The following is a 26,523-nucleotide window of genomic DNA, read 5'->3' as shown; positions in this document are numbered from 1 at the left end:
GATGCGCACCGACCTCACCCCGCAGCGCCTGATCGCGTACGTCATCGTCGCCATCGGCGCGGTGCTGATGCTCGGCCCGTTCTACTTCATGTTCGTGTTCGCCACCCACACGAACCGCGAGATCCTGTCGATGCCGCCGCCGCTGTGGTTCGGCAGCGCCTTCGTCGACAACCTCGATCAGTTGCTGCGCAGCCTGCCGCACTTCTGGAAGAACGTCGGCTGGAGTGTCTACGTGGCGCTGATGTCCACCGTGCTCAACCTCTTCTTCTGTTCGCTGGCCGGTTTCGCCTTCGCGATGTACGACTTCAAGTGGCGCGAGGGACTGTTCGCCATGGTCATGGCGACCATGCTGCTGCCCAGCTTCGTGGGCATGATCCCGACCGCGCTGACGATGAGTTGGCTCGAATGGATGAACCAGCCGCGGGCGCTGTACGTTCCCGGCGCGGTCGGCGCTCTGGGCATCTTCATGATGCGCCAGTACATCGAATCGGCGATTCCGCGCGAGCTGATCGACGCCGCGCGCATCGACGGCTGCGGCGAGTTCGCCATCTACTGGCGTGTCGTGCTGCCGCTGATCGGCCCGGCGCTCGGCACGCTCGGCCTGATCACCTTCATCGGCTCGTGGAACAACTTCATCGGGCCGCTGATCGTCATCCGCGACATGGAGATGTACACCGTGCCGCTCGCGCTGCGCTCACTGCAGGGCACCGGCCAGATCCCCTGGGGAGCCATCTCCGCAGGCTCGGCCATCGCCGTGCTGCCGCTTCTCGTGCTGTTCATGCTGGCCTCGCGCCGGCTCATCGAAGGCCTGACCGCCGGGGCCGTGAAGGCCTGAAGCGCGTCGCCGACAAGGAACCGAAACCGTGACCGACCCGAGATTCCCGTCCGACTTCCACTGGGGAGTGGCTACCAGCTCCTACCAGATCGAAGGTGCCGCCGCCGAGGACGGCCGTGGCCCGTCGATCTGGGACACCTTCGCGCACACGCCGGGCAAGACGGTCAACGGCGACCACGGCGACGTGGCCTGCGACCACTACCACCGCTACCCGCAGGACTTCGACCTGATCGCCGGCCTGGGCCTGAACGCTTACCGCTTCTCGATCGCCTGGCCGCGCGTGCAGCCGCAGGGCAAGGGCGCCTGGAACGCCAAGGGCCTGGCCTTCTACGACCGCCTCGTCGACGCGCTGCTCGAGCGCGGCATCACGCCGCACGCGACGCTCTACCACTGGGACCTGCCGCAGGCGTTGCAGGACGAAGGCGGCTGGCTCAACCGCGACACCGCGCTGCGCTTCACCGACTATGCGGTGACGATGGGCGTGCGGCTCGGGGACCGCGTCGCGGCGATCTGCACCCACAACGAGCCCTGGTGCACGGCGCATCTGGGCCACCACAGCGGCAAGTTCGCACCGGGGCTGAAGGACCCGCAGGCTGCGGTGCAGGTGGCGCACCACCTGCTGCTGTCGCACGGGCTGGCGCTGCAGGCGATGCGAGCGGCCGGCGTGAAGGCGCCGCTGGGCATCGTGCTGAACCAGTCGCCGGCCGTGCCGGCCACCGACCGCGCCACCGACCTCGCGCTGGCCGAGCGCGAGTACGCGCTGTTCGTGCGCTGGTTCATGGACCCGCTCTTCCTGAAGCGCTACCCGACGGCCAGCGGGGTGCATCTTTATCCGCAGGTTCGTGAAAACGATTTCGATGCGATTGCCCAGCCGCTCGACTTCCTCGGCATCAACTACTACACGCGCATCTGGGTCTCCAGCGAGGAGCCGCCGCGGCCCGCACCGCGGATGGACGGTGTCACCGACATGGGCTGGGAGGTCTACCCGCAGGGCCTCGCCGACCTGCTCACCGGCATCCACCGCGAGTACAAGCTGCCGCCGATCTACATCACCGAGAACGGCATGGCCAATGCCGACACCCTCGTCGAAGGCAAGGTGCACGACGCGCAGCGCATCGCCTACCTGAAGGGCCACCTCGAGGCGCTGTCGCGCGCCATCGCGGCGGGTGTCGACGTGCGCGGCTTCTTCTACTGGAGCCTGCTCGACAACTACGAGTGGGACTCCGGCTACGACAAGCGATTCGGCCTGGTCCACGTCGACTACGCGACGCAGCAGCGCACGCTCAAGGACAGCGCGCACTGGTACCGCGAGTTCGTGGCGCGCCAGCGTGCGGCGCACGGAGCCTGACATGGCCGCGCTCACGCTTCGCGGCATCCGCAAGTCTTTCGGCACGGTCGAGGTGCTGCGCAGCATCGACCTCGACATCGCCGACGGCGAGTTCGCCGTCTTCGTCGGCCCCTCGGGCTGCGGCAAGTCCACGCTGCTGCGCATGATTGCCGGGCTGGAGGACATCGAGCACGGCGAGGTCGCCATTGGCGGCGAATGCATCAACGCGGTGCCGCCGGCGGAGCGCGGCATCGCCATGGTGTTCCAGAGCTACGCGCTCTACCCGCACATGACGGTCGCCCAGAACATGGGCTTCGCGCTGAAGATGGCCGGCCAGTCGAAGGCCGAGGTCGATGCCGCGGTGAACCGCGCTGCCGAGATCCTGCAGATCGGCCCTCTGCTCGCACGCAAGCCGCGCGAACTCTCCGGCGGCCAGCGCCAGCGCGTGGCCATCGGCCGCGCCATCGTGCGCAAGCCCAAGGTGTTCCTGTTCGACGAGCCGCTGTCCAACCTCGACGCGGCTCTGCGCGTGCAGATGCGCATCGAGCTGTCGCGCCTGCACAAGGAACTCGGCGCCACGATGGTCTACGTGACGCACGACCAGGTCGAGGCGATGACGCTGGGCGACCGCATCGCGGTGTTCAACGCCGGGCGCGTCGAGCAGGTCGGCGCGCCGCTGGAGCTGTACACGCGGCCGGTCAACCAGTTCGTCGCCGGCTTCCTCGGCTCGCCGCGCATGAACTTCATCCGCGGCCAGGCGCTCGCCGCCGGTGCCGGCAGGATGAAGTTCGAGGCCGCAGGCGCCGGCCTGATCGAGCTGCCGCTGCCCGCCGGCGGGCGACCGGCTGGCGCCGACGAGCTGGTGCTCGGCGTGCGGCCCGAGCACCTCGGCGTGGCGCGTGCCGACGAAGGCCTGGCCGCGCGCATCGAGGTGCTCGAACACCTCGGCGACGCCTTGATCGTGCACGCCAGCCTGCGCGGCTCGCGCGAGAGCGTGTCGCTGCGGCTGGCCGCCGACCACCCCGGCCTGGCCGCCGGCCAGGACATCGGCCTCGTGCCGATGGCCGCGCACGCGCTGCTGTTCGACGGCAGCGGGCGCGCCCTCTCATCCCACTGAACCCACGGATCCCACCGACATGGGCCAGCGAGTTCCCCCGCGTCAGCCGACCGACATCGCTCGTGAAAACGATTTCTCAGCGAGTGGGCCGGGAACGCATACCCCCGCCGCGACCCGGCATTTCAACCACCCCAGGAGACGAGGAGACCCCATGAAGAAGACCACCCTGATCGCCGCGATGGCACTGGCCGGCATGGCCGGCGCCGTGCAGGCTGTCGAACTGAGTTACTCCGGCTACGTCCGCGCCGGCACCGGCATCAACGTGCGCGGCGGCACCCAGGTCTGTTTCGGCCTGGCCGGCGCCGACACCAAATGGCGCCTGGGCAACGAGTGCGACTACGTCATCGAGCCCAACTTCGTCGCCAAGCTGGCCTCGTACGAAGGCTCCGACTGGTATGTGCACGTGATGCCCAGCGTCTACCACGGCTGGGGCCCGCAGGGCACGAACGAACCCGACACGCTGACCACGCGCTTCGGCCAGATCTACGCCTACGGCAACAAGATCTCGGGCCTGGCCAACGGCAAGGTCTGGGCCGGCCGGCGCTTCTACAACCGCCTGCAGACGGGCATCAACGACCAGTTCCTCGAGAACAACGACGGCAATGGCGCCGGCATCGAGGAAATGGACTTCGGCGCGGCCAAGGTCAGCGTCGCGTTCATGATGGACCCGAACAACGAGGCCACCAACAACCGCTTCGCGCTGCCCATCCGCGCCACCGGCATCAAGACGCTGCCCAACGGTGAACTGTCCGTGTACGTCACACCCTCGGCGCAGCTCAAGAGCAAGAACCAGGTCACCCTGGTCGAGCCGGCCGACCAGCCCAAGGGCATCGCGCTGGGCCTGTACCAGACGGTCAACGGCGCGCTCGGCGGCAACTGGCTGCTCGGCTTCAAGCACGACAAGACCGGTGACGTGAAGAACACCCGCGTGATCGCCCAGTACGGCAGCTCGCTGACGCCGGCCACCGCGCTGGACGTGGTGGCGGAGTACCGCATCAACACCGCGCCCAACGATGGCGGCAACAAGTGGCTGGCGATCGGCGCGCGCACCGACACGCACCTCGGCGGCCCGTTCCGCCTGCTCTTCGAGGCCGGGCACGACCAGGTCAAGCCCGACGCCGGCGACACCCGCAACATGACCAAGTTCACCGTGGCGGCCGCCGCCTCGGCGGGCAAGGACGCAGGTTCGCGCCCGACGGTGCGCCTGTTCCTGACGCACGCCATCTGGAACGAGGCCGCGCGGCAGACGCTCAGCGGCCGCACGCAGGAAGTGTTCGGCGACAAGAAGTCGGGCACCTCCATCGGCATCCAGGCCGAAACCTGGTGGTGACAAGTTCGGGGGGCTGCCAGCCGAAGAGGTTCTGCTGCGGTTGGGGGATCGCGATGACCCGATTCCAACGGCCAGCCTCCCGACCCTGTGCGGCGGGTGCGATGTCACCTGCCGATTCGTGAAGAGAGCGTTCGCCCGGCCCCGGCCGGGCGTTTTTTCTGGCGATGGTGTGGAGTCATCACCCTACGCGCGGGTCAACCCCGTAGGCGCCGCGGCGCGCTTCCACTAGCGTGGCGGCCGCAAAGGAGCAGTGCATGAACGACACCGTCGCCCCGCAGGACCTGGCCCTCCAGCGCCTGTACCACTGGGAGAAGACCACCCCCGACCGCAAGGTCTTCACCCAGCCCATGGGCGCCGGGGTGGTGCGCGAGATGAGCTGGCGCGAGGTCGTCGACGAGACGAGGCGCATGGCCGCGCACCTGCAGTCCTTCGGTTTTCCGGCCGGCAGCCGCATCGCCATCCTTTCGAAGAACTGCGCCCAATGGCTGATGAGCGACTGGGCGATCTGGATGGCCGGCTACGTGTCGGTGCCGCTGTACCCGACGCTGGCCGCCGACACGATCCGCCAGATCCTCACCCACAGCGAAGCGAAGCTGGTGTTCGTCGGCAAGCTCGATGGCTGGGATGCGATGAAGCCCGGCGTGCCTGGCGAGCTGCCGTGCATCAGCTACCCGCTGTCGCCGCCCAACGACTACCCGACCTGGGACGCCATCATCAAGCGCACCACGCCGCTGGCCGGCGAGCCGGTGCGCGACGGCGCCGAGCTCTCGACCATCATGTACACCTCGGGCACCACCGGCATGCCCAAGGGCGTGATGCACAGCTTCGCGACCTTCGCCTGGTCGATCCGCGCCGGCCTCAAGCGCGTGCCGATCGACATGGACGCGCGCATGCTGAGCTACCTGCCGCTGGCCCACGTGGCCGAGCGCACGCTGGTCGAGCATGCGCTGCTGGCCACCGGCATGAGCGTGTTCTTCGCCGAGAGCCTGGACACCTTCACCGCCGACCTGCAGCGCGCCCGGCCGACGGTGCTGTTCTCGGTGCCGCGTCTGTGGGTCAAGTTCCAGCAGGGCGTGCACTCCAAGATGCCGGCCGAAAAGCTGCAGCGGCTGTTGAAGATCCCCATCCTGCGCGGCATCGTGCGCAAGAAAATCCTCTCCGCGCTCGGCCTGGACCAGTGCAAGTTCGCCGCCGGCGGCGCTGCGCCGATGCCGCCCGAGCTGCTCGACTGGTACGCGAAGCTCGGTCTGCCGATCATCGAGGTCTACGGCATGACCGAGAACTGCGGCGTCTCGCACGCCACCGTGCCCGGCGTGCAGCGCCCCGGCACGGTGGGCCTGCCCTACGAGGGCGTGCAAAGCCGCATCGACCCGGCCAACGGCGAGATCCAGATGAAGAGCCCGGGCCTGATGCTCGGCTACTACAAGGAGCCCGAGCTGACGCGCGAGTCGTTCACGACCGACGGCTGGCTGCATACCGGCGACAAGGGCCAGCTCGAAGCCGACGGCTACCTGCGCATCACCGGCCGCGTGAAGGACCTGTTCAAGACCAGCAAGGGCAAGTACGTCGCGCCCGCGCCGATCGAGGACCGGCTGGTCATGCACGCCACGGTCGAGGCCTGCGTGGTCACCGGCGCCAACCTCGGCCAGCCGGTGGGCATCGTGATGCTGAACGCCGACGCAGCGCAGCGCGCGAAAGACAGCTCGCAGCGCGGCGCGATGGAGGCGGCTTTCGCGGAGCACCTGAAGGCGGTCAACGCGCCGCTCGACCCGCACGAGCAACTCGACTGCATCATCGTCGTGACCACGCCGTGGACGGTGGACAACGGCTTCATCACGCCGACCTTCAAGGTCAAGCGCAATCGCATCGAGGAGGTCTACGCCTCGAAGTACGACGGCTGGGTGGCGACGCGGCGCAAGGTGATCTGGGAACTGGGCTGAGCCTGGCGACGCGGGCCGAACAGCGCGTCAGGGCCCGCGTCCGTCCACGTCCAGCATGCCCTGGTGGTGGCTGAGGAAGACACGGCCCTGGAACCACTGGTCCCAGGCGCCGGCACGAAGCCGGTCGAGCACCGGGCCCTTCACCTCCGACAGGTCCAGGCGGATGCCGCGCTCGGCCAGCACCTCGTGCAGGGCTCGCAGCGCCTCCAGCGCGCTGAAGTCGATCGCGTTCACCGGCGACATCAGCAGCACCACGCGGCGCGTGTCGGGCAGCGTGGCCAGGTGCTGCGCCACCACGCTGGTCAGGCGCCGCGCGTTGGTGAACACCAGGCTCTCGTCGATGCGCAGTGCCAGCATGCCGGGCGTGCTCTGCGCGTCGTAGCGGTCGACGTTGCGATAGTGCTCCGTCTCGCCCACGCGGCCGATGCGTGCCACGTGCGGGTTGGCGCTGCGCTGCAGCAGCAGCCCGATCGACAAGGCCACGCCGGCGGCCAAAGCCGCTTCCGAGCTCACCATCAGCGTGAGCAGGCCCACCACCGCCATCAAGGCACATTCGCTGCGCGAGTAGCGCCAGGCCTCCGCAAAGGCGCGCCACTCGACCACGCCCATCACCGCGATGATGATGCTCGCGGCGAGCACCGCACGGGGCAGCCAGGCCAGTGGAGCCGTCAGCAGCAACATGGCCAGCGCCATCAGCAGCGCGGCCCAGGCGCCGCTGGCACGCGTGCGTGCCCCGGCCTCGGCGTTCAGGGCGCCGCGCGAGAAGCTGCCGCCGATGGGCATGCCGGCCGAGCAGGCCGCCACCAGGTCGGCGGCGGCCAGGCCGGTGAGCTCGCGGCGGGCATCGACCTGCTCGCGCCGGCGCAGCGCCAGCCCCTCCGAGACGGCCAGGCTGCTGACGAAGGTGACCAGGGCCAACGGCACGGCGCTGGGCAGCAGCCGCCACCACAGCGCGGCGTCCAGTGGCGGCAGCGCCAGGTGCAGGGCAAAGGGCGGCAGGGCGCCGACCAGGGCCACGCCGCGTGTGTCGGCCGCCAGCGCCCAGGCCACACCGATGCCCACCGCGACCACCACCAGCGGCGCACAGCGCGACAACACCGAGGCCGTGGCCGGCGCGAGCCAGCGTGCGAGCAGGGCCCTGGCATGCCGGCGCGCCAGCACCAGCAGCGCCAGCGCACCCAGGCCGAAGGCCGCGGTGAGGGCATGGCCTGCCACGTCGGCATGCCACCAGGAGCCGATCACGTCCGGCGCCGTGAAGCCGCGCGCCGGGCTGCCCAGCAGCGCCGGAAGTTGCGACAGCGAGATGGCCAGTGCCGCCCCGGTCGAGAATCCATGCAGCACCGGCGTGCTCAGCAAGGCCGCCAGCGCGTCGAGGCGGAACAGCGCCGCCGCGCCGAGCAGCAGCCCGGCCTCGGCCGCCAGCACCAGGGCGGCCGCCGTGGCCGGCGTGCCGTCGGCCAGCACCGGCGCGATCGCCTGGGCGGTGAGCAGCGCCACCACCGCCACCGGCCCGACCGAGTTGACGCGGGACGAGCCGAGCGCCGCGTACGCCGCCATCGGCAGCAGGCTGGCATACACGCCCACCTGCGGCGGCAACCCGGCCAGCAGCGCGTAGGCCAGGCTCTGCGGGATCAGCAGGATCGCGACGATGAAGGCGGCGACGAGGTCGTCGCGCAAGTCAAGCCGTCGATACGCCCGCAGCGTCTCCCACATTCAGTCGACCTTGGCTCCTGAGGCCTTCACCACCTCGGCCCACTTCTTCGTCTCGGCCGTGATCAGCTTCGTGAAGTCGGCCGGGCTCATGCCGCTGGGGATCGCGCCCTGCGACAGCAGTCGCTCCTTCAGCGCCGGGGCACCGAGCGCCTTGGCGGTTTCCTGCTGGAGGCGGCTGACGATGTCGGCCGGCGTGCCGGCCGGCGCGAGCAGGCCGAACCAGGAGCTCGCCTCGAAGCCCTTCACCGGCCCGGCCTCGGCGATCGTCGGCAGCTCGGGCACGGCGGCGCTGCGCTCGGCGCTGGTGACGGCCAGGGCCTTGAGCTTGCCGGCCTTGATCTGCGGCATCGCCGAGGGCAGGTTGTCGAACATCAGGTCCATGTTGCCACCGATCAGGTCGAGCAGCGCCGGGCCCGAGCCGCGGTACGGGAAGTGGACCATGAAGGTGCCGGTCATCGTCTTGAACAGCTCGCCCGACAGGTGGATCGAGGTGCCGTTGCCGCTGCTGGCCATGTTCAGCTTGCCGGGGTTGGCCTTCGCATAGCGGACCAGGTCGGGCACGCTCTTGATGCCGTAGGCATCGGCCTTGGCCGGGTTCATCACCAGCACGTTGGGGACGCCGGCCACCAGCGTGACGGGGGCGAAGTCCTTCACGTGGTCATACGGCATCTTCGGGTACAGCGCCGGGTTGATGGCGTGCGTGCCCACCGTGCCCATCAGCAGCGAGTAGCCATCGGGGGCCGATTTCGCCACGTTGTCGGCGCCGACGTTGCCGCCCGCGCCCGGCTTGTTCTCGATGATGAAGGGCTGGCCGAAGGCCTTGCTCAACTCGGGGGCGAGCGCCCGCGCCAGGATGTCGGTGGTGCCGCCTGCGGCGAAGGGCACGACGATGCGCACCGGCTTGGAGGGCCAGGCGGTCTGGGCGAACAGCGGGAGGGGGAGCAGCGCGGCGGCCGTGGCGGCGAGCAGGCGGCGGCGAAGGGGCAAGCTCATGTCGGGATCCTCGCAGGGTCGTGGGATCCCTGGAGTGTCCTGCGCCGGCAGCAGGGTCCGGCAGAGGCTTTTCCCGGCAGCGCGGGCCACTGGGAAAAAAGAAGGGAAGCGGGACGTGTGGCTCAGGGCTCGCTCTCAACCTCCCCGGCTCGCCCGCTTCCCTGGTGGACAGGTGTCAGTCCGCGAAAACCTTTCAGCGTGCGCCGCTCGGGCGCAGGAACAGCGAGAGTTGTGCCGGCGCTCGGCCGGTCTGCAGCACCTGGTTCTGGCGCGGCGCGGGCGCCGGCTTGACCGTGGCGGGCCGCACCGGGGTCGGTGCCGCCAGGCGGGCTGCGGGGGTCAGTGCGATCGGTGGCATGGTGGCCTCGAATCCGGGTCGTTCAGCGGAACTCGCTCGCCGCGAAGGCCGGCCGCGTCTCGGCGCCCAGCCCGAGCATGCTGGCCGCGCGCGCCACCCAGTCCGACAGCTCGGGTGCCTTGGGCAGGCGCGGCGAGGCCGGGTTGGCCAGGCGAAGCAGCGACGAGGCGCCGCCGCGGCAATGCGGGCTCGCCGGACGCAGGCGGCGGGTGGCGGGAGCGGCTTGGGGGCGGGTCTGAGGCATGGTGGGCAACGACGTCCGGTGGGTGTTCGGCGGAGCGCTTCGGCCTGGGGTCGCGCGTTCCGGTCCTGTGAGCGCGATAGCGCAACGTCTGTGCCATCCCGGAGCAGCTTCGCCACTGTGGCAAAAGTCACGGAATGAGACCGGTTTTGGAAGCGCCGCCACACCGCCCCCTCCAAAAAGCGGCTGCTATGTAAGTACTTCGATACAAGCCCGACCAATCCGGTCGCGGCCTGGACCGATCAGGCGGCGGCCCGGTAACCGCGCGGGATCGCGCCGAGCAGCCGGCGGGTGTATTCCTGCTGCGGTGCTTCGAGGATCTGGCTCACGCCGGCCTGCTCGACCACCTCGCCGTCCTTCATCACCAGCACCTCGTCGGCCATGAAGCGCACCACGGCCAGGTCGTGGCTGATGAAGATGTACGACAGGCCCAGTTCGTCCTGCAGGTCCTTCAGCAGGTTGAGCACCTGCGCCTGCACCGACACGTCGAGCGCGCTGACCGCCTCGTCGAGCACCAGGATCTCGGGGTCCAGCGTCAGGCAGCGCGCGATGGCGATGCGCTGGCGCTGGCCGCCGGAGAACTCGTGCGGGTACTTGTTCAGCGCCGAGTCGTCCAGGCCAACCTTGCGCAGCAGGGCGCTGGCACGCGCCACCCGCTGTGCGTCCGTGCCGCCCACGCCGTGGATGGCCATCGGCTCGGCCAGTGTCTGCGCGACGGTGAAGCGCGGGTTCAGCGAGGCATAGGGGTTCTGGAACACCACCTGGATGCGACGGCGCATCGGCAGGAGCTCCTGGCGCGTCAGCGAGAGCAGATCGCGGCCCTCGAACATCGCCTTGCCGCCCACCGGCCCGCCGGCGGGCTCGTGCAGGCGCAAAAGGGTCAGGCCGAGCGTCGTCTTGCCCGAGCCGGACTCGCCGACGATGCCCAGCGTGTGGCCGCGCTTGAGCGTGAAGCTGGCGCCCTTGACGGCCTTGAACTCGCGCCGGCCGAACACGCCGCTGCGCAGCCAGAAGCTCTTGGTCAGGCCGGTGGCTTCGAGCACCACCGGTGCGGCCGGGTCCTTCGTCTTGCCCTGGACAGCCACCACGCCGCCCTTGATGTGGTCGTCGATCACCATCAGCCGCGCGTTGCGCTGCTCCAGCGTCGGGCGGCAGGCGAGCAGCGCCTTCGTGTAGGCGTCCTGCGGGGCCGCGAAGATGTCGGCCACCGCACCCTGCTCGCGCACCGTGCCCTGGCGCATCACCACCACGCGGTCGGCGATCTCGCCGACCAGGCCGAGGTCGTGGCTGATGAACAGCATGCTCATGCGGTGCTTGTCCTTCAGCCTCGCGAGCAGCTCGATGATCTGGCGCTGGATGGTCACGTCCAGTGCGGTGGTCGGCTCGTCGGCGATCAGCAGCTTCGGATCGCAGGCCAGCGCCATGGCGATCATCACGCGCTGCTGCTGGCCGCCCGACAGCTCGTGCGGGTAGGCCTTCAGGCGGCGCTTCGGCTCGGGCAGGCCGACCTCGGCGAGCAGGCCCTCGGCCTTGTCCATCGCCTGGCGGGCGCTCAGGCCCAGGTGACGGATCAGCGGTTCGCACAGTTGCTGCCCGATGCTGAACACCGGGTTCAGCGAGGTCATCGGGTCCTGGAAGACGCAGGCGATCTCCTTGCCGCGCAGCGATTGCAGCTCGGCGAGCGAGGCGCCGAGCAGGTCGCGGCCCTGGAAGCGGATCGTGCCCTGGCGTTGCGCGTTGTCCGGCAGCAGGTTGAGGATGGACATGGCGGTGACGCTTTTGCCCGAACCCGACTCGCCCACCAGCGCGACCGTGGTGTTCTCTGGCACGTCGAAGCTCACACCTTGGTCGCCGCGGCCCACCGCCTCGGCGTAGCTGGCCTGGGCACCGCGGCCCATGCGGAAGCGCACGCGAAGATCGTTGATAGTGAGCAGCATCATTCCGCTCCGCGCAGCTTGGGATCGAGCGCATCGCGAAGCGCATCGGTCATCAGCGAGAAGGCAGTGACGAACACCGCCATGAACAGCGTCGCCGCCGCCAGCTGCCACCAGTGGCCGAGGATCAGCTCGCTCTGCGCCTCGGCGAGCATGGTGCCCCAGCTGACCTGGTCGACGCTCACGCCCAGCCCCAGGTACGACAGGATCACCTCGGCCTTGATGAAGCCCACCACCAGGATGGACAGCTGCACGAGGATCACGTGACTCACGTTGGGCAGGATGTGCCGGAAGATGCGCGAGGCGGCGCTGGCGCCCACCGCCTCGGCGGCACGCACGTACTCGCGCACCGAATGCTTGAGGAACTCGGCGCGCACCAGGCGGTAGATGCCTGTCCAGCCGGTCAGGCCCAGGATCAGCACCACCGACTGCACGCCGCGCCCAGCCACCGCCGCGAAGGCGAAGATCAGCAGGATGCCCGGGATCGAGGTGAACACGTTGTAGAGCCACTCGAGGAAGTCGCCCATACGCCCGCCGAAGAATCCCGCGAGCGCGCCGAGCACGGTGCCGATCAGCGTGGCCACCAGCGCGGCCAGCACGCCGACGAACACCGAGATCTGCGCGCCCTTGATGGCCTTGGACAGCACGTCGCGGCCGAGCCGGTCGCCGCCGAAGGGCAGCGTCTCGGCGCGTGCGGCCTCGGTGGTCTGGTACTTCTTGGCCAGCTCGGTCCACTCGGCGTAACGCGGCGCGAGCGGGTCGACGGCCGAGATGTCGACGTTCGGGCCGGTGGGCACCGGGATCGCCGCGCTGGCCTCCTTCTTGGCCGGGCCCATGAAGGTCGGTGGTGCGTTGGGCACGCCCTTCTCGAGCTGCCAGTCGGCGGCCACCAGGCCCAGGCCGGCCAGCGCCATCAGCACCGCGAAGCCGGCCACGATGACCATCGAGACCATCCCGACGCGGTCGCCCTGGAAGCGCCGCCAGGCCGCGGCCCAGACGCCCTCGGAGCGTGTCGCGGCCCCCGGTGTGGCAAGTACGGCGCTCACTTGAGCACCACCCGTGGATCGACCAGCTTGTAGAGCACGTCGGTGGCCAGGTTCACGACCATCGTGATGACGGCCAGGTAGATCGTCACCGCCTGGATGACCGGGTAGTCGCTGCGGTTGACCGCCAGCAGCACTTCGCGGCCCAGGCCCGGGATGGAGAAGAACACCTCGATCAGGAAGGAGCCGACGAAGATGCCCGGCAGCGACACCGCCACGTTGGTGAGGATGGGGATCATGGCGTTGCGCATCACGTGGCTGAGCAGGATGCGCGGCTCGGTCAGGCCCTTGGCGCGCGCGGTGCGCACGTAGTCCTGGCCGATCTCGTCGAGGAAGAAGGTGCGGTACAGCCGCGTCTGCGGCGCCACGCCCACCATCACGGCCAGCAGCACCGGCAGCGGCGTGTAGACGAACAGGTTGGTGGCCAGGCTGTCCGTCCAGCCCTGCACCGGGAACCAGCCGAGCTGGAAGGCGAAGACGTACTGGCCGACGATCACGTAGACGAGGAAGGAGATCGACAGCGCGATGGTGGTGGCGACCATGATGCTGCGGTCGGTCAGCGAGCCGCGCAGGTAGGCCACCAGCAGCGCGATGGGGATGGCCAGCAGGGTGTCGAGCAGCAGGATGGGCACCATCACCGTCAGCGTGGCCGGCAGCCTTGTCGCGAACAGGTTGGCCACCGATTCGTTGGTGGCCCAGCTGCGGCCCCAGTCGAAGCTGACGATCTGCTTGAGGAAGATGCCCAGCTGCACCCACCACGGCTCGTTCAGGCCGAGCTGCGTGCGGATGGCCTGGATCTGCTCGGGCGAGGCCGACAGGCCGCCGAGGATCTCGGCCGGGTCGCCGCCGAAGGCCTTGAACAGGAAGAACACCAGCAGCACGACGCCGAACAGGGTCGGGATCATCTGCCAAAGGCGCCGGATCAGGTAAGCGGCCATGCGCTCGGGATCTCCAGAAGAATGCAGGCGCGAGTCTAGGGCCCGGGCAAAGCCCCCTCGCCCCGGTGTTTGCCCTCGTGACCCCGCACGCAACTCGCATGCCATCAGCGCATAGACTTCGGCCGATTCAGATCCTGGAGAACCAGCGATGTCCTTCCGAGGCCTGACCCGGGCCCTGCTGTTCGCCCTGGCCTGCGGCGCCGCCCAGGCCCAGCCCGCCGCGGCAGGCGATGCGCCGCGCGTGCTGCGCTACGCCTTCCCGATCGCCGAGACCGGCTTCGACCCGGCGCAGATCTCCGACCTGTACTCGCGCACCGTGGTGGCCGGCATCATCGAGGCGCCGCTGGCCTTCGACTTCCTCGACCGGCCGTTCAGGATGAAGCCGAACACGCTGGTGGAGATGCCGCAGATCAGCGAGGACTTCCGCACCTTCACCTTCCGCCTCAAGCCGGGCATCTTCTTCGCCGACGACCCGGCGTTCAAGGGCGCCAGGCGCGAGCTCGTCGCGCAGGACTACGTCTACAGCCTCAAGCGCCACTACGACCCGCGCTGGAACAGCCCCAACCTGTACCGGCTGGAAGCGTCGAAGATCCTCGGCCTGTCGGAGCTGCGCCAGCAGGTGCTCAAGGACAAGCAGCCCTTCCCCTACGACCGCGAGGTCGAGGGCCTGCGCACGCTGGACCGCTACACCTTCCAGGTCAAGCTGGCCGAAGCCGCGCCGCGTTTCCACCAGGAGGTGATGACCGACGCCGGCAACTTCGGCGCGCTGGCGCGCGAGGTGGTCGAGTTCTACGGCGACAAGATCATGGAGCACCCGGTGGGCACCGGACCCTTCGTGCTGGCCGAGTGGCGGCGCAGTTCGCGCATCGTGCTGGCGCGCAACCCGACCTACCGTGAGGTGCGCTACGACGAGCAGGCGCCGGCCGACGATCCGCGCTCGATCGCCATCGCCGCGCAGCTCAAGGGCCGCCGCGTCCCGATGCTCGACCGCGTCGAGATCGCCATCATCGAGGAGGCCCAGCCGCGCTGGCTGTCCTTCCTGAACGGCCAGACCGACTTGATGGAGCGGCTGCCCAATGAGTTCGCGCCGGTGGCCATCCCCAACGACAAGCTGGCGCCCAACCTGGCCAGGAAGGGCATCACGATGGATCGCTCGCCGCTGGTGGACATCACGCTGGCGGCACTGTTCAACCAGGACAACCCGGTGGTCGGCGGCTACACGCCGCAGAAGGTGGCGCTGCGCCGCGCCATCGCGCTCGCCTACGACAGCGACAAGGAGATCCGCCTGGTGCGCAAGAGCCAGGCCGTGCCGGCGCAGACGGCGATCGCGCCGCTGTCCTTCGGCTACAACCCGGCGCTCAAGACCACCATGAGCGACCACGATCCGGCACGCGCCCGCGCGCTGCTCGACATGTACGGCTACCTCGACCGCGACGGTGACGGCTGGCGAGAGCAGCCCGATGGCAAGCCCTTGCTGCTGGAGTACGCCACCCAGCCAGACCAGTCGAGCCGCCAGCTCGCCGAGCTGTGGGAAAAGGGCATGAAGGCGGTCGGGCTGCGCATCGTCTTCAAGGTGGCCAAGTGGCCGGAGAACCTGAAGGCCTCGCGCACCGGCAAGCTGATGATGTGGGGCGTGGCCTGGTCGGCCACCACACCCGACGGCGACACCTTCCTGGCGCTCGCCTACGGCCCCAACAAGGGCGGCGCCAACCACGCGCGCTTCGACCTGCCGGCCTTCAACACCCTGTACGCGCAGCAGAGCACCCTGCCAGACGGCCCCGAGCGCGCCCGGGTGATGGAGGAGGCGAGCAAGATGATGGTGGCCTACGTGCCCTACAAGCTCAGCACGCACCGCATCGTGACCGACCTGATGCAGCCCTGGGTGATCGGCTTCCGGCGCAACCCCTTCATTCGCGAGTTCTACAAGTTCCTCGACGTCGACCCGGCGATCCGCGAGCGGGAGGCGAAGTGAGCTTGCTGCGGGGCTTTGCCGCGCTGCTTGCCGGTTGGGTTGCGGCGTTCGCGGTGCAGGCGTCGGATGCCGCCGCCGCGCCGCGCGTGCTGCGCTACTCCTTCCCGATCGCCGAGACGGGCTTCGATCCGGCGCAGATCAACGACCTGTACTCGCGCTACGTCACCGGCCACATCTTCGAAGGCCTGTACCACTACGACCACCTGGCGCGGCCCTTCCTGGTGACGCCGAACACGGCCGACGGCATGCCGGTGGTGAGCGACGACTTCCGCACCTGGACCATCCGCATCAAGCCGGGCATCTACTTCACCGACGACCCGGCATTCAAGGGCAGGAAGCGTGAGCTGGTCGCGCAGGACTACGTCTACGCCTGGAAGCGCCACTACGACCCGGCCACCAAGAGCCCCAACTACACGACCTTCGCGGAGGAGGGCGTGATCGGTGTCGACGCGCTGCGCGAGGAGGCGCTGAAGAACAAGACGCCGTTCAACTACGACCGCGAGGTGGAGGGGCTGCGTGCCATCGACCGCTACACGATCCAGTACAAGATGGAGAAGCCGCGTCCGCGCTTCATCTACACGATCGCGCAGGGCGACCTGATCGGCGCGGTGGCGCGCGAGGTGGTCGAGGCCTACGGTGACCAGATCATGTCGCACCCGGTGGGCACGGGGCCGTTCCGGCTCGGCGCCTGGCGGCGCGGCTCCTTGATCGTGCTCGAGCGCAACCCGGGCTTCCGCACCGTGCGCTACGAGGACGATGTCCGTCCGAACGCCGACGACGCCGAGGGCCAGGCGCTGCTGCAGCGCTTTCGCGGCCGCACGCTGCCGATGCTCGACCGCGTCGAGATCAGCATCATCCTGGTCGGTCAGCCGCGCTGGCTGACCTTCCTGAACGGGCAGTTCGACCTGTTGACCGTGCCGCTGGAGTTCGCCAACGTCGCGGCGCCCAATGGCAAGCTCGCGCCCAACCTGGCCAAGCAGGGCGTGGGGCTGCAGCGCATCGTCAACACCGACCGCACGCTGTTCTACTTCAACATGGAGGATCGCGTCGTCGGCGGCAATGCGCCCGAGAAGGTGGCCCTGCGCCGCGCCATCAGCCTGGGCACGGACGTGTGGCGCGAGATCAACCTGGTTCGCCTCGGCCAGGGCGTGCCGGCGCAGACGATCGTGGCGCCGGGCACCTGGGGCTACGACCCGCAGCTCAAGACGGAGAACAGCGACTACGACCCGGGGCGCGCCAAGGCCCTGCTCGACCTGTACGGCTACGTCGACCGCGACGGCGACGGCTGGCGAGAGATGCCCGACGGCTCGCCGCTCGAGCTGGAGTACGCCACCCAGCCCGACGCGCTGTCACGCCAGTTCGACGAGATATGGAAGAAGGGCATGGATGCGCTCGGCCTGCGCCTGAAGGTCATCAAGGGCGAGTGGCCCGAGCAGCTGAAGATGGCACGGGCGGGCCAGATCATGATCTGGCAGGTTGGCTACTCGGCCTCCGATCCCGACGTGCAGAGCGCGCTGCTGCTGCTGTACGGCCCGGGCGCCGGCGGCCAGAACCTGGCGCGCTTCAAGAACGAGCGCTTCGACGAGATCTACCGCCTGATGCAGGCGCTGCCCGACGGCCCCGAGCGGCTGGCGCTGCTGCGCGAGGCGCAGAAGATCGTCACTGCCTACATGCCGCAGAAGTACAGCGTGCACCGCGTGCTCACCGACCTCACCCAGCCCTGGTTGAGCGGCTACCGCCGCCCGCTGTTCGGCAACCAGTTCTGGCAGTACGTCGACGTCGATCCGGCGCGCCAGCCGAAGGCGCGCTGAGCGCATGCGCCGGCGCGACTGGCTCGGGGCGTCGGCGGCCTGGCTCGCTCTGCCGTCGACCCACGCGGCGCAGCGCGCGGCACCCGCCGACACCCTGCGCGTGGCGCTGGAGACCGCCGAGACCGGCTTCGACCCGCTGGCGATCGGTGACGAGAACTCCAATCGCGTGGCCGCCTGCATCTTCGAGTCGCCGCTGTGCTACGACCACGTGGCCAGACCGGTCAAGCTGCGGCCGCTGACGGCCGCGGCGCTGCCGGAGATCGGCGACGACTTCCGCAGCTTCACCTTCCGCATCCGGCCGGGGATCTTCTTCGCCGACGACCCGGCCTTCAAGGGACGGCCGCGGGAGCTGGTCGCGCAGGACTACGTCTACAGCCTCAAGCGCTACTACGACCCGCGCAACAACAGCGAGAACCTGTACGTCTTCGAGAACGCCGGCATCCTCGACCTGCCGGCACTGCGCGAGCGTGCCATCAAGGACAAGACGCCCTTCGACTACGACCGCGAGGTCGACGGCCTGCGCGCGCTCGATCGCTACACCTTCCGCATCCGCCTGGCCGCGCCCAATCCGCGCTTCGTCTACCAGTTCGCGCTGTGCGGCCTGACCGGGGCGCTGGCCCGCGAGGTGGTCGAGGCCTACGGCAGCGACATCGCCGCGCACCCGGTGGGCACCGGGCCGTACCGGCTGGCCTCGTGGCGGCGCGCCTCGCGCATCGAGCTCGTGCGCAACCCGCTGTACCGCGAGCGATTCTTCGAAGGTGAGCCTGCCGAGGGCGACACGCAGGCGCAGGCCATCGCCGCCGAGCTGGCCGGGCGGCGGCTGCCACTGACCGAGCGCATCGAGATCCACGTCGTCGACGAGTCGCAGCCGCGCTGGCTGGCCTTCCTGAACGGCGCGATCGACCAGATCCGCGTGCCGGTGGACTTCGCGACGGTGGCCCTGCCCGGCGGCGTGATCGCACCCAACCTGGCGCGCCAGGGCATCCGGCTGCAGCGCGCGCTGCAGCCCGACATGGTGATGACCTACTTCAACATGCTCGACCCGGTGGTCGGCGGCTACACGCCCGACAAGGTGGCGCTGCGCCGCGCCGTCGCGCTGGCCTACGACAATGCCGAGGAGCTGCGCCTCGTGCGCCAGGGGCAGGGCGTGCCGGCGCAGTCGGTGGTGGTGCCCTTCACCTCGGGCTACGACACCGACTACCGCAGCGAGATGAGCGAGCACGCGCCGGCGCGTGCCAAGGCGCTGCTCGACCTGTACGGCTACGTCGACCGCAATGGCGACGGATGGCGCGAGCGGCCCGACGGCTCGCCGCTGGTGCTGCGCCTGTCGTCCACCACCAACCAGCTCTCGCGGCGCCTGAACGAGCTGTGGCGCAAGAACCTGGCCAAGGTCGGCGTGCGCATGGAGTTCGACCTCGCGACCTGGGGCGACCTGCTCAAGCGCGGCCGCAGCGCGAGCCTGATGATGTGGGGCTACAGCTGGAGCGCCGGTTCGCCCGACGGCGGCTTCTTCCTCGGCATCGCCTACGGCCCGAACGCCAACGAGTCGAACGACTCGCGCTTCTCGCTGCCCGCCTTCGACCGCCTGTTCGAGCGCCAGAACGTGCTGCCCGACGGCCCCGAGCGCGACGCGCTGATGCGCGAGGGCAAGAACATGCTGGTCGCGCACATGCCCTACAAGGTGCACGTGCACACCATCACCAACGACCTGCTGCAGCCGCGCGTGCGCGGCTTCTGGCGGCACCCCTTCGCGCGCGAATCCTGGATCTACACCGGGGTCGACAAGGAGACAGCGACATGACATTGCCAGAAGCGCAGATCCTGCGCTACACGCGCTGGCTGGCCGAACACCGCGGCCTGCACTTCGACCCGCGAACGACCGAAGGCTACGACGCGCTGTGGCGCTGGTCGGTGGCCGACCTGCGCGGCTTCTGGGGCTCGCTGTGGGAGTACTTCGCCATCGAGTCACCCACGCCGCACGAGGCGGTGCTGGTGGACGAAGTCATGCCCGGCGCGCGCTGGTTCCCCGGTGCGCAGCTCAACTACGCGCAGCAGGTGTTCCGTCATGCCGACGCGGCGCACGCGGCGGGGCAGCCGGCGCTTCTGTTCCAGAACGAGCGGATGCGCGACGCCGGCACGATGCAGCAGATCACGTGGCCGGAGCTGCGCCGCCAGGTCGCCTCGCTCGCGCAGGCGCTGCGCGGCATGGGCGTGCAGCGCGGCGACCGTGTCTGCGCCTTCCTGCCGAACACGCCGCACGCCATCGTGAGCTTCCTGGCCGTGGCCAGCCTGGGCGCGATCTGGTCGGTCTGTTCGCCCGACATGGGGCCGCTGGCGGTGCTCGACCGCTTCAAGCAGATCGAACCGAAGGTGCTGATCGGCGTCGATGGCTACATCTACGGCGGCGTCGAGCACGACCGCCTGCCGGTGCTGCGCCAGCTGCTCGACGAACTGCCCAGCGTGCAGCACGCAGTGCTGCTGCGCTACCGCGACGAAGCGGCCGACGCGGGCGCGCTCGCCGCGCCGGGGCGCCGGCTGCACGACTTCGCCGCGCTGGTGGCAGGTGAGGCGACGCTGCGGCCCGAGTGGCTGCCCTTCGACCACCCGCTGTGGGTGGTCTACTCGAGCGGCACCACCGGCCTGCCCAAGCCCATCGTTCACGGCCACGGCGGCATCGTGCTCGAGGCGCTGAAGATGGGTTCGCTGCACAACAATGTCGGGCCCAGCGCCGACACCGGCGACCGCTACCACTGGTACAGCTCGACCGGCTGGATCATGTGGAACACCCAGCCCGGCGCGCTGCTCGGCGGCACCACCGTGTGCATCTACGACGGCAACCCCGGCGGTCGCATCGCCGCGCCGGACCTGACCACCATCTGGCGCTTCGCAGCCGATGCCGGTGCCACCTTCTTCGGAGCCGGCGCGGCCTTCTACGCCAATTGCCTGAAGGCCGGCATCGAGCCGGCGAAGGTGGCCGACCTGTCCCGGCTGCGCGCCATCGGCTCGACCGGCTCGCCGCTGGCCATCGACGGCTACCACTGGATCTGGCAGCACATGCCGAAGGTCGATGGCCGCGACATCTGGCTGGCGCCCATCGCCGGCGGCACCGATTTCGCGGGCGCCTTCGTCGGCGGGCTGGCGACGTTGCCGGTGGTCGAGGGCGAGATGCAGTGCCGCTGCCTGGGCGCGGCGGTGGAAGCCTGGAGCGAGCCCGACGCCAGCGGCCGCGGCCGCTCGCTGGTCGACGAGGTCGGCGAACTGGTGTGCACGAAGCCGATGCCGTCGATGCCGCTGCGCTTCTGGAACGACGACAGCGGCCAGCGCTATCGGGACTCGTACTTCGACATGTACCCGGGTGTCTGGCGCCACGGCGACTGGATCCGCATCACGCCGCGCGGCGGCGCGATCATCTACGGGCGCAGCGACGCCACCATCAACCGCCACGGCATCCGCATGGGCACGGCCGAGCTGTACCGCGCGGTGGAGGCGCAGCCCGAGGTGCTCGACAGCCTGGTCGTCGACCTCGAGTACCTGGGCCGCGAAAGCTACATGCCGCTGTTCGTGGTGCTGCGCGAGGGACTCGCGCTCGACGGCGCGCTCACGAAGCGCCTGCGCGAGGCGATCAAGACGGCGCTGTCGGCGCGCCACGTGCCCAACGAGATCTTCCAGGTCGAGTCGATCCCGCGCACGCTGTCGGGCAAGAAGATGGAGCTGCCGGTGAAGAAGCTGCTGATGGGCACGCCGCCCGAGCAGGTCTTCAAGCTCGATGCGATGGCCAACGCCACCTGCGTGCCGTGGTTCGTGGACTTCGCGGCGAAACGCGCTGCCGCGCACGCCGGCTGAACAGGCTGCTCAGCCCACCCAGCCGACGATCTGGCCGGCCTGCATCGCACCAGAAGTGCGCTGCACCTCTTTTCCGCCCTGCAGCTTGACCATCGTCGGGATGCTGCGGATGGCGAATCGCGAGGCGACCTGCGGGTTGGCGTCGGTATCGACCTTGGCCAGCAGCGCGCGGCCCTTGAGCTGAAGCGCAGCTTGCTCGAACTGCGGCGCCATCATGCGGCAGGGGCCGCACCAGGAGGCCCAGAAGTCCACCACCACCGGCAGCTCGGTGCGCGAGGTCACGGCCTCGAAGTTGGCGTCGGTCAATTCGATGGGCTCGCCGGCGAGCAGGGCTTGACCGCAGCGGCCGCAGACCGGGTCCTGGGCAAGGCGTTCGTCGGGCACGCGGTTGGTGGTGCCGCAATGGGCGCAGGCGATGTGCATGGGGTCCTCCGAGGATACCCGGGGGAGTTCAGGCCGCCGGCGCGGATTTCAAGTCAGAGCGGCAGCTCGGTGTAGTAGCGCCCGCCGTGGAAGAGCAGCGGCTGCGCGCCCGCGCGATGGCTGCATCGCTCCACCTCGCCGACGAAGATGACGTGGTCGCCTTCTTCGTAGCGGCTGCGGTTGAAGCACTCGAACACCGCCACCGCGCCGTCGATCACCGGCGCGCCGGCGGCGCCGTCGTGCCAGGCCACGCCGGCGAACCGGTCTTCGGCCTTGCCGGCGAAACGCTCGGCGAGTTCGCGCTGGTCGGCGGCGAGGATGTTGATCGCGTAGTGCGAGCCGGCGCGGAAGGCCGGCATCGTGCCGGCCTTGCGCGACAGGCTCCACAGCACCAGCGGCGGTGTCAGGGAAACAGAATTGAAAGAATTGGCCGTCAGCCCGACCGGCACGCCGTCGGGCCCGCGCGCCGTGACCACCGTCACGCCGGTGGCGAACATGCCCAGTGCCGCGCGGAATTCGGGGGACGAGAACGAGGGCGAGCGCGCCTTGGCGGGCGCGTGCGAGGGCGGCGTCATGCGTGACATTCTCGCGGAACGGGCCTGCCCTTGGCCCGGCGCGGGGGAATAATCGCGCTCCCGGCTCCGTATGCCCAACGTGGACGCCCCCACCGCCTTCCGCCAGCAGCTGCTCGGTGCCATCCCGCGCCTGCGTCGCTACGCGCGCTCGCTGGTGTTCGACCCGAGCGCGGCGGACGACCTGGTGCAGACCACCCTGGAGCGTGCGCTGGCGCACTGGCACCAGTTCGACCAGCAGCGCGACATCCTCGTCTGGACGCTGTCGATCGCGCACAACGCCTTCATGGACGAGCGCCGGCGCGACAAGCGCATGACCCTGGTCGAGCCGAACGAAGCGCGCGACGTCGTCGATGCGCTGCCTGCCGTCGGCAACGACATCGGACTGCGTCTGGACCTGGTGGCCGCGCTCTCCAAGCTGCCTGTCGAGCAGCGCCAGCCGCTGCTGCTCGTCACGCTCGAACAACTCTCCTATGCGGAATGCGCCGAAGTGCTGCGCATTCCGGTGGGCACGGTGATGTCGCGCATCTCCCGCGCACGCTCGGCGCTGCGCGACCTGCTCGACGGGCGTGCCCCGAGCAACGCGCGCGGCCTGCGCCGCGTCGTCTGAGTCGCATGAACGGATTGCCATGAACGCCCCCCCGATCGACAACCTCCTGAACGCCTGGCTGGACGACGAACTCGATGCCGAGAAGCGCATCGAGGTCGAGGCCTGGCTGCGCGACCATCCCGAAGAGGCCGCCCGCGTGCGCTTGTGGGCCGCCGACGCCGAGGGCTTGCGTGCCCGGCTGGACAGCGTGCTGGCCGAGCCGGTGCCGCAGCGCCTGACGCAGGTGGTGTGGAGCCAGGCCCCCGCCACGGCGGCGTCGAACACCGGCTGGATGCGCTGGGCCGCCGCCTTCGCGGTGTTCGTGCTCGGCGGCGCCGTGGGTGCGGCGATCGCCTGGCGCGTCGAGCGTCCGGCCGCCCAGCTGGCCTCTTCCTCCGGCGGGCCGAGCTGGGTGCAACGCGCCGCGGTGGCGCACAGCGTCTACGTGCCGGAGGTGCGCCACCCGGTCGAGGTGAAGGCGCAGGAAGAACACCTCGCGCGCTGGCTCACCAAGCGGCTGGAGATGCCGGTCAAGCTGTTCGACCTGCGTTCGCAGGGCTTCGAGCTGGTCGGCGGCCGCCTGCTGCCTGATGCCAAGGGCCCGAGCGCCCAGCTCATGTACCAGTCCATCGGCGAGGCGCCGGCCGGGCAGCCACCGCTGCGCGTGACCATCTACCTGCGCAAGCCGGAAGTCGGCACGCCGGCGACCTTCCGCTACGAGCAGCAGGGCCGCACCGGCCTGTTCTACTGGGTCGAGGGCGACAGCCCCGGCCACCCGGCCTGCGGCTACGCCATCGTCGGCGACCTGCCGCGCGAGCGCCTGCTCGCCCTGGCCGAGGCCATCGAACGCCAGGATTCGGCTTCGCCGTCGGGCGCGCCGGCCTCCTGAGCCCGCTCGGGGCCGGGCCGTCGCAGGCCCGCTCCTAGAATGGGCCGATGCCCCCGTCCCCCGTCGCCGCGCCCGCTGCCGGCCTGGCAAAGCGCCTCGCGTCCTGGCACCGGCTCGCGGTCGTCCTGCTGCTGGGCTTCGCCTCCGGATTGCCGCTGGCGCTGACCGGCCAGGCCATGCAGGCCTGGCTGAGCATGGAAGGGCTGGATGTCGCCACCATCGGCTTCCTCAGCCTGGTCGGCCTGCCCTACACCTTCAAGTTCCTCTGGGCGCCGCTGATGGACCGCTTCGAGCTGCCGCTGCTCGGCCGCCGGCGCGGCTGGCTGGTGCTGACGCAGCTCGCGCTGGCCGGCGCGCTGATGGCCATGGCGGCCACCTCGCCGACGCAGGCCACCCGCGCCTTCGCGATGCTGGCGGTGCTGGTGGCCTTCGTGTCGGCGTCGCAGGACGTGGTCATCGACGCCTACCGCACCGACCTGCTCAGCGCCGCCGAGCGCGGCCTGGGCTCGTCGCTGAACGTGCTCGGCTACCGGCTGGCGATGATCGTCTCCGGCGGCATCGCGCTGATCTGGACCGACCCGAACCAGGGTGGCGGCTGGAACTGGAGCGAGGTCTACCGCTTCATGGCCGGGGTGATGGTGGCCGCGGCCGTGCTGTCGGCGCTGGTGCTGCCGCGCCTGCCGGCGATCGCGGCGCCGCGCAGCGTGGCCCGCAACGACCTGATCGGCTTCGTCGCCGTGCTCGCTGCGGTGGCAGTCGGCGTGCTGCTCACCGACCGCGTGGTCGCGCCGCTGGCGCGCTCGATGTTCGCCTCGGCCACCAAGTGGGCGGACCTGCTCGCGCTACTGATCGGCATCGCCATCACGCTGCCGCTGGCCGCCTGGGCGGCGCGCCGCGCGAAGTTCGAGACGCTGCTGTCGGGCCTCGCGAACTATTTCGCGCAGCCCGGCGCGGCCGCCTTCCTGATCTTCATCGTGCTCTACAAGCTGGGCGACGCCTTCGCCGGCTCGCTGATGACGCCCTTCCTGCTCAAGAGCATGGCTTTCGCGCCCGCCGAGGTGGGCGTGGTCAACAAGGTGATCGGCCTGTGGCTGACCATCGGCGGTGCGCTGCTCGGCGGCGCGCTGATGCTCAAGCTCGGGCTGTGGCGCTCGCTGTTCCTGTTCGGCGTGCTGCAGATGGCCAGCAACCTGGGCTTCTGGTGGCTGGCAGTCAGCGGCAAGGGCCTGATGCCCGGCCTGGTGATCCCCGCCTTCGACTGGGGCTTCGTCAAGCTCGCCAGCGCCACGCCGGTGGACGGCGGGCTGCTGATGGTGATCGCCTTCGAGAACCTGTCGGGCGGCATGGGCACGGCCGCCTTCGTCGCCTTCCTGATGAGCCTGTGCAACCAGCGCTTCACCGCCACGCAGTTCGCGCTGCTCAGCGCCTTCGCCTCGATCGGCCGCGTCTGGGTGGGGCCGCTGGCCGGTGTGCTGGCCGAGACGATCGGCTGGCCGACCTTCTTCCTGGTGTCGACCGTGGTGGCGCTGCCGGCGTTGTGGATGCTGTGGTGGCTGCGCGCGCAGGTGCGCGCGCTAGAAGCCGACCCGATCACCGCACCCGCTGCCGAGGATTGAGCGCTGCCTAGAATTCGCCCGCCATGAACCACGACTTTCGCACCGACGCCCAGGTTCCGCTGCCCGCGATGCAGCACGAGCGAGGCTGCCGCTGCCGGCTGCATGCACGCCGGCTGTTCACCGGCGGCCTGCTCGCCGGCGCGGCGCTGCCCACACTGGCCCGCGAAGGCGTGGACGTGGGCAAGCCGTCGGCCATGAGCAAGCTGGTGTCGGCCGACCAGGTCGAGAAGGCGGCCGCCTCGCAGTACCAGCAGATGCGCCAGCAGGCTGCGCAGCAGAAGGGCCTGGCGCCCGACGACCACCCGCAGCTGATCCGCCTGCGCGCCATCGCCAAGCGCATCATCCCGCACACCTACGAATGGAACCCGCGCGCGCAGGGCTGGAAGTGGGAGGTCAGCCTGATCGGCAGCAGCGAGCTGAACGCCTTCTGCATGCCCGGCGGCAAGATCGCCTTCTATTACGGCATCCTGAGCAAGCTCCAGCTCAATGACGACGAGGTGGCCATGATCATGGGCCACGAGGCGGCGCATGCGCTGCGCGAGCACGCGCGCGAGCGCATGGGCAAGACGGCGGCCACGCGCATCGGCGCCGGCGCGCTGTCGGCGCTGCTCGGTCTGGGCAGCGCCGGCGACACCCTGCTCAACATGGGCGGCCAGCTGCTCACGCTGAAGTTCAGCCGCGAGGACGAGTCCGAGGCCGACCTGATCGGCATCGAGCTCGCTGCGCGCGCGGGCTACGACCCGCGCGCCGGCGTGACGCTGTGGCAGAAGATGGCCGAGGCCTCCAAGGGCGCGCCGCCGCAGTTCCTGAGCACGCACCCGACCGGCCCTACGCGCATCCGCGACATCGAGGTCAACATCCCGAAGGTTCAGGGCCTGTACGAGCGCGCCGAGCGGCCGGCACAGCGCTTCGGGCCGCCCAAGCCGCCGGCAGCGGCGGCCAAGTCCGGCGGCGGCTGAGGAGCGCCTGCGCAGCGGCTGCGGCGCCGCGCGATGGGTCTGGTTGGGTCGGGGCTTCTCCTCCAGAATGCGGATGACGC

The 26,523-nt window shown here is 69.8% G+C and carries 22 protein-coding genes; 13 read left to right on the top strand and 9 right to left on the bottom strand.

Annotation, left to right across the window (positions count from 1 at the left end):
* The first annotated feature begins 1 nt into the window (after position 1).
* From HZ992_RS23045 to HZ992_RS23025, 5 genes are all read left to right on the top strand, one after another.
* Complete coding sequence (locus HZ992_RS23045; protein WP_209384157.1) at positions 2-835, top strand: carbohydrate ABC transporter permease; 834 nt, start codon at positions 2-4, stop codon at positions 833-835.
* A 28-nt stretch (positions 836-863) separates the two neighbouring features.
* Positions 864-2,183 carry a GH1 family beta-glucosidase gene (locus tag HZ992_RS23040; RefSeq protein ID WP_209384155.1) on the top strand — a complete coding sequence of 440 codons (1,320 nt, stop codon included), beginning with the start codon at positions 864-866 and terminating at the stop codon, positions 2,181-2,183.
* 1 nt (position 2,184) lies between these two features.
* A complete protein-coding gene (locus HZ992_RS23035) occupies positions 2,185-3,279 on the top strand; it encodes an ABC transporter ATP-binding protein (RefSeq protein ID WP_209384148.1) in 1,095 nt (364 codons plus the stop codon).
* Positions 3,280-3,430: 151 nt separating this feature from the next.
* Positions 3,431-4,609, top strand: coding sequence for a carbohydrate porin (locus HZ992_RS23030; protein WP_209384147.1), 1,179 nt, complete (start codon positions 3,431-3,433; stop codon positions 4,607-4,609).
* Positions 4,610-4,863: 254 nt separating this feature from the next.
* Positions 4,864-6,549 carry an AMP-binding protein gene (locus HZ992_RS23025; RefSeq protein ID WP_209384145.1) on the top strand — a complete coding sequence of 562 codons (1,686 nt, stop codon included), beginning with the start codon at positions 4,864-4,866 and terminating at the stop codon, positions 6,547-6,549.
* Positions 6,550-6,576: 27 nt separating this feature from the next.
* On the opposite strand, the gene HZ992_RS23020 is transcribed toward HZ992_RS23025, so the two are convergent.
* The 7 genes from HZ992_RS23020 to HZ992_RS22990 all read right to left on the bottom strand — a co-directional run bounded on the left by HZ992_RS23020 (position 6,577) and on the right by HZ992_RS22990 (position 13,769).
* Positions 6,577-8,226 carry a SulP family inorganic anion transporter gene (locus HZ992_RS23020; RefSeq protein ID WP_209384143.1) on the bottom strand — a complete coding sequence of 550 codons (1,650 nt, stop codon included), beginning with the start codon at positions 8,224-8,226 and terminating at the stop codon, positions 6,577-6,579.
* Positions 8,227-8,262: 36 nt separating this feature from the next.
* On the bottom strand, positions 8,263-9,255 hold the full coding sequence (locus HZ992_RS23015) for a tripartite tricarboxylate transporter substrate binding protein (protein ID WP_209384142.1): 993 nt from the start codon (positions 9,253-9,255) through the stop codon (positions 8,263-8,265).
* A 193-nt stretch (positions 9,256-9,448) separates the two neighbouring features.
* The gene (locus tag HZ992_RS23010; protein ID WP_209384140.1) at positions 9,449-9,613 is read right to left on the bottom strand and encodes a hypothetical protein; all 165 of its coding nucleotides are present in this window, start codon (positions 9,611-9,613) and stop codon (positions 9,449-9,451) included.
* Positions 9,614-9,635: 22 nt separating this feature from the next.
* Positions 9,636-9,857 carry a hypothetical protein gene (locus HZ992_RS23005; protein ID WP_209384139.1) on the bottom strand — a complete coding sequence of 74 codons (222 nt, stop codon included), beginning with the start codon at positions 9,855-9,857 and terminating at the stop codon, positions 9,636-9,638.
* A 239-nt stretch (positions 9,858-10,096) separates the two neighbouring features.
* On the bottom strand, positions 10,097-11,791 hold the full coding sequence (locus HZ992_RS23000) for an ABC transporter ATP-binding protein (protein WP_245213243.1): 1,695 nt from the start codon (positions 11,789-11,791) through the stop codon (positions 10,097-10,099).
* Entirely contained in the window at positions 11,791-12,834 is a 1,044-nt protein-coding gene (locus HZ992_RS22995) for an ABC transporter permease (RefSeq protein WP_371816767.1), read from the bottom strand. Before HZ992_RS22995 ends, HZ992_RS23000 begins: the two co-directional genes overlap by 1 nt.
* Positions 12,831-13,769, bottom strand: coding sequence for an ABC transporter permease (locus HZ992_RS22990; protein ID WP_209384135.1), 939 nt, complete (start codon positions 13,767-13,769; stop codon positions 12,831-12,833). Before HZ992_RS22990 ends, HZ992_RS22995 begins: the two co-directional genes overlap by 4 nt.
* A gap of 148 nt (positions 13,770-13,917) precedes the next feature.
* Here HZ992_RS22990 and HZ992_RS22985 point away from each other — a divergent pair, with 148 nt between their 5' ends.
* The 4 genes from HZ992_RS22985 to HZ992_RS22970 are packed head-to-tail and all read left to right on the top strand — an operon-like array spanning position 13,918 to position 21,395.
* Positions 13,918-15,741, top strand: coding sequence for an ABC transporter substrate-binding protein (locus tag HZ992_RS22985; RefSeq protein WP_209384133.1), 1,824 nt, complete (start codon positions 13,918-13,920; stop codon positions 15,739-15,741).
* Positions 15,738-17,552 carry an ABC transporter substrate-binding protein gene (locus HZ992_RS22980; protein ID WP_245213242.1) on the top strand — a complete coding sequence of 605 codons (1,815 nt, stop codon included), beginning with the start codon at positions 15,738-15,740 and terminating at the stop codon, positions 17,550-17,552. Before HZ992_RS22985 ends, HZ992_RS22980 begins: the two co-directional genes overlap by 4 nt.
* Positions 17,553-17,556: 4 nt before the next feature.
* Positions 17,557-19,353 carry an ABC transporter substrate-binding protein gene (locus HZ992_RS22975; RefSeq protein WP_209384131.1) on the top strand — a complete coding sequence of 599 codons (1,797 nt, stop codon included), beginning with the start codon at positions 17,557-17,559 and terminating at the stop codon, positions 19,351-19,353.
* Positions 19,350-21,395: an acetoacetate--CoA ligase gene (locus tag HZ992_RS22970; protein ID WP_209384130.1), complete on the top strand. Its 2,046-nt coding sequence runs from the start codon at positions 19,350-19,352 to the stop codon at positions 21,393-21,395. Before HZ992_RS22975 ends, HZ992_RS22970 begins: the two co-directional genes overlap by 4 nt.
* A gap of 9 nt (positions 21,396-21,404) precedes the next feature.
* Here the strand turns inward: HZ992_RS22970 and trxC are convergent, their stop codons facing one another.
* On the bottom strand, positions 21,405-21,818 hold the full coding sequence (gene trxC / locus HZ992_RS22965; protein ID WP_209384128.1) for a thioredoxin TrxC: 414 nt from the start codon (positions 21,816-21,818) through the stop codon (positions 21,405-21,407).
* A 53-nt stretch (positions 21,819-21,871) separates the two neighbouring features.
* Positions 21,872-22,393, bottom strand: coding sequence for a flavin reductase family protein (locus HZ992_RS22960; protein ID WP_209384127.1), 522 nt, complete (start codon positions 22,391-22,393; stop codon positions 21,872-21,874).
* Positions 22,394-22,472: 79 nt separating this feature from the next.
* Here HZ992_RS22960 and HZ992_RS22955 point away from each other — a divergent pair, with 79 nt between their 5' ends.
* Genes HZ992_RS22955 through HZ992_RS22940 form a run of 4 tightly spaced genes read left to right on the top strand, consistent with a single transcriptional unit; the run spans position 22,473 to position 26,443 of the window.
* Complete coding sequence (locus HZ992_RS22955) at positions 22,473-23,000, top strand: sigma-70 family RNA polymerase sigma factor (protein ID WP_209384125.1); 528 nt, start codon at positions 22,473-22,475, stop codon at positions 22,998-23,000.
* A gap of 19 nt (positions 23,001-23,019) precedes the next feature.
* Positions 23,020-23,868: an anti-sigma factor family protein gene (locus HZ992_RS22950; RefSeq protein ID WP_209384124.1), complete on the top strand. Its 849-nt coding sequence runs from the start codon at positions 23,020-23,022 to the stop codon at positions 23,866-23,868.
* A 47-nt stretch (positions 23,869-23,915) separates the two neighbouring features.
* On the top strand, positions 23,916-25,484 hold the full coding sequence (locus HZ992_RS22945) for an AmpG family muropeptide MFS transporter (protein ID WP_209384123.1): 1,569 nt from the start codon (positions 23,916-23,918) through the stop codon (positions 25,482-25,484).
* Between the two features lie 23 nt (positions 25,485-25,507).
* A complete protein-coding gene (locus tag HZ992_RS22940) occupies positions 25,508-26,443 on the top strand; it encodes a M48 family metallopeptidase (RefSeq protein ID WP_209384122.1) in 936 nt (311 codons plus the stop codon).
* The last annotated feature ends 80 nt before the right edge of the window (positions 26,444-26,523 follow it).

The organism is Rhizobacter sp. AJA081-3, assembly GCF_017795745.1.
Taxonomy (GTDB): Bacteria; Pseudomonadota; Gammaproteobacteria; order Burkholderiales; family Burkholderiaceae_C; genus Piscinibacter.
The sequence above is the reverse complement of the archived record's forward strand: the minus strand, read 5'-3'. Positions and strand labels throughout refer to the sequence as shown.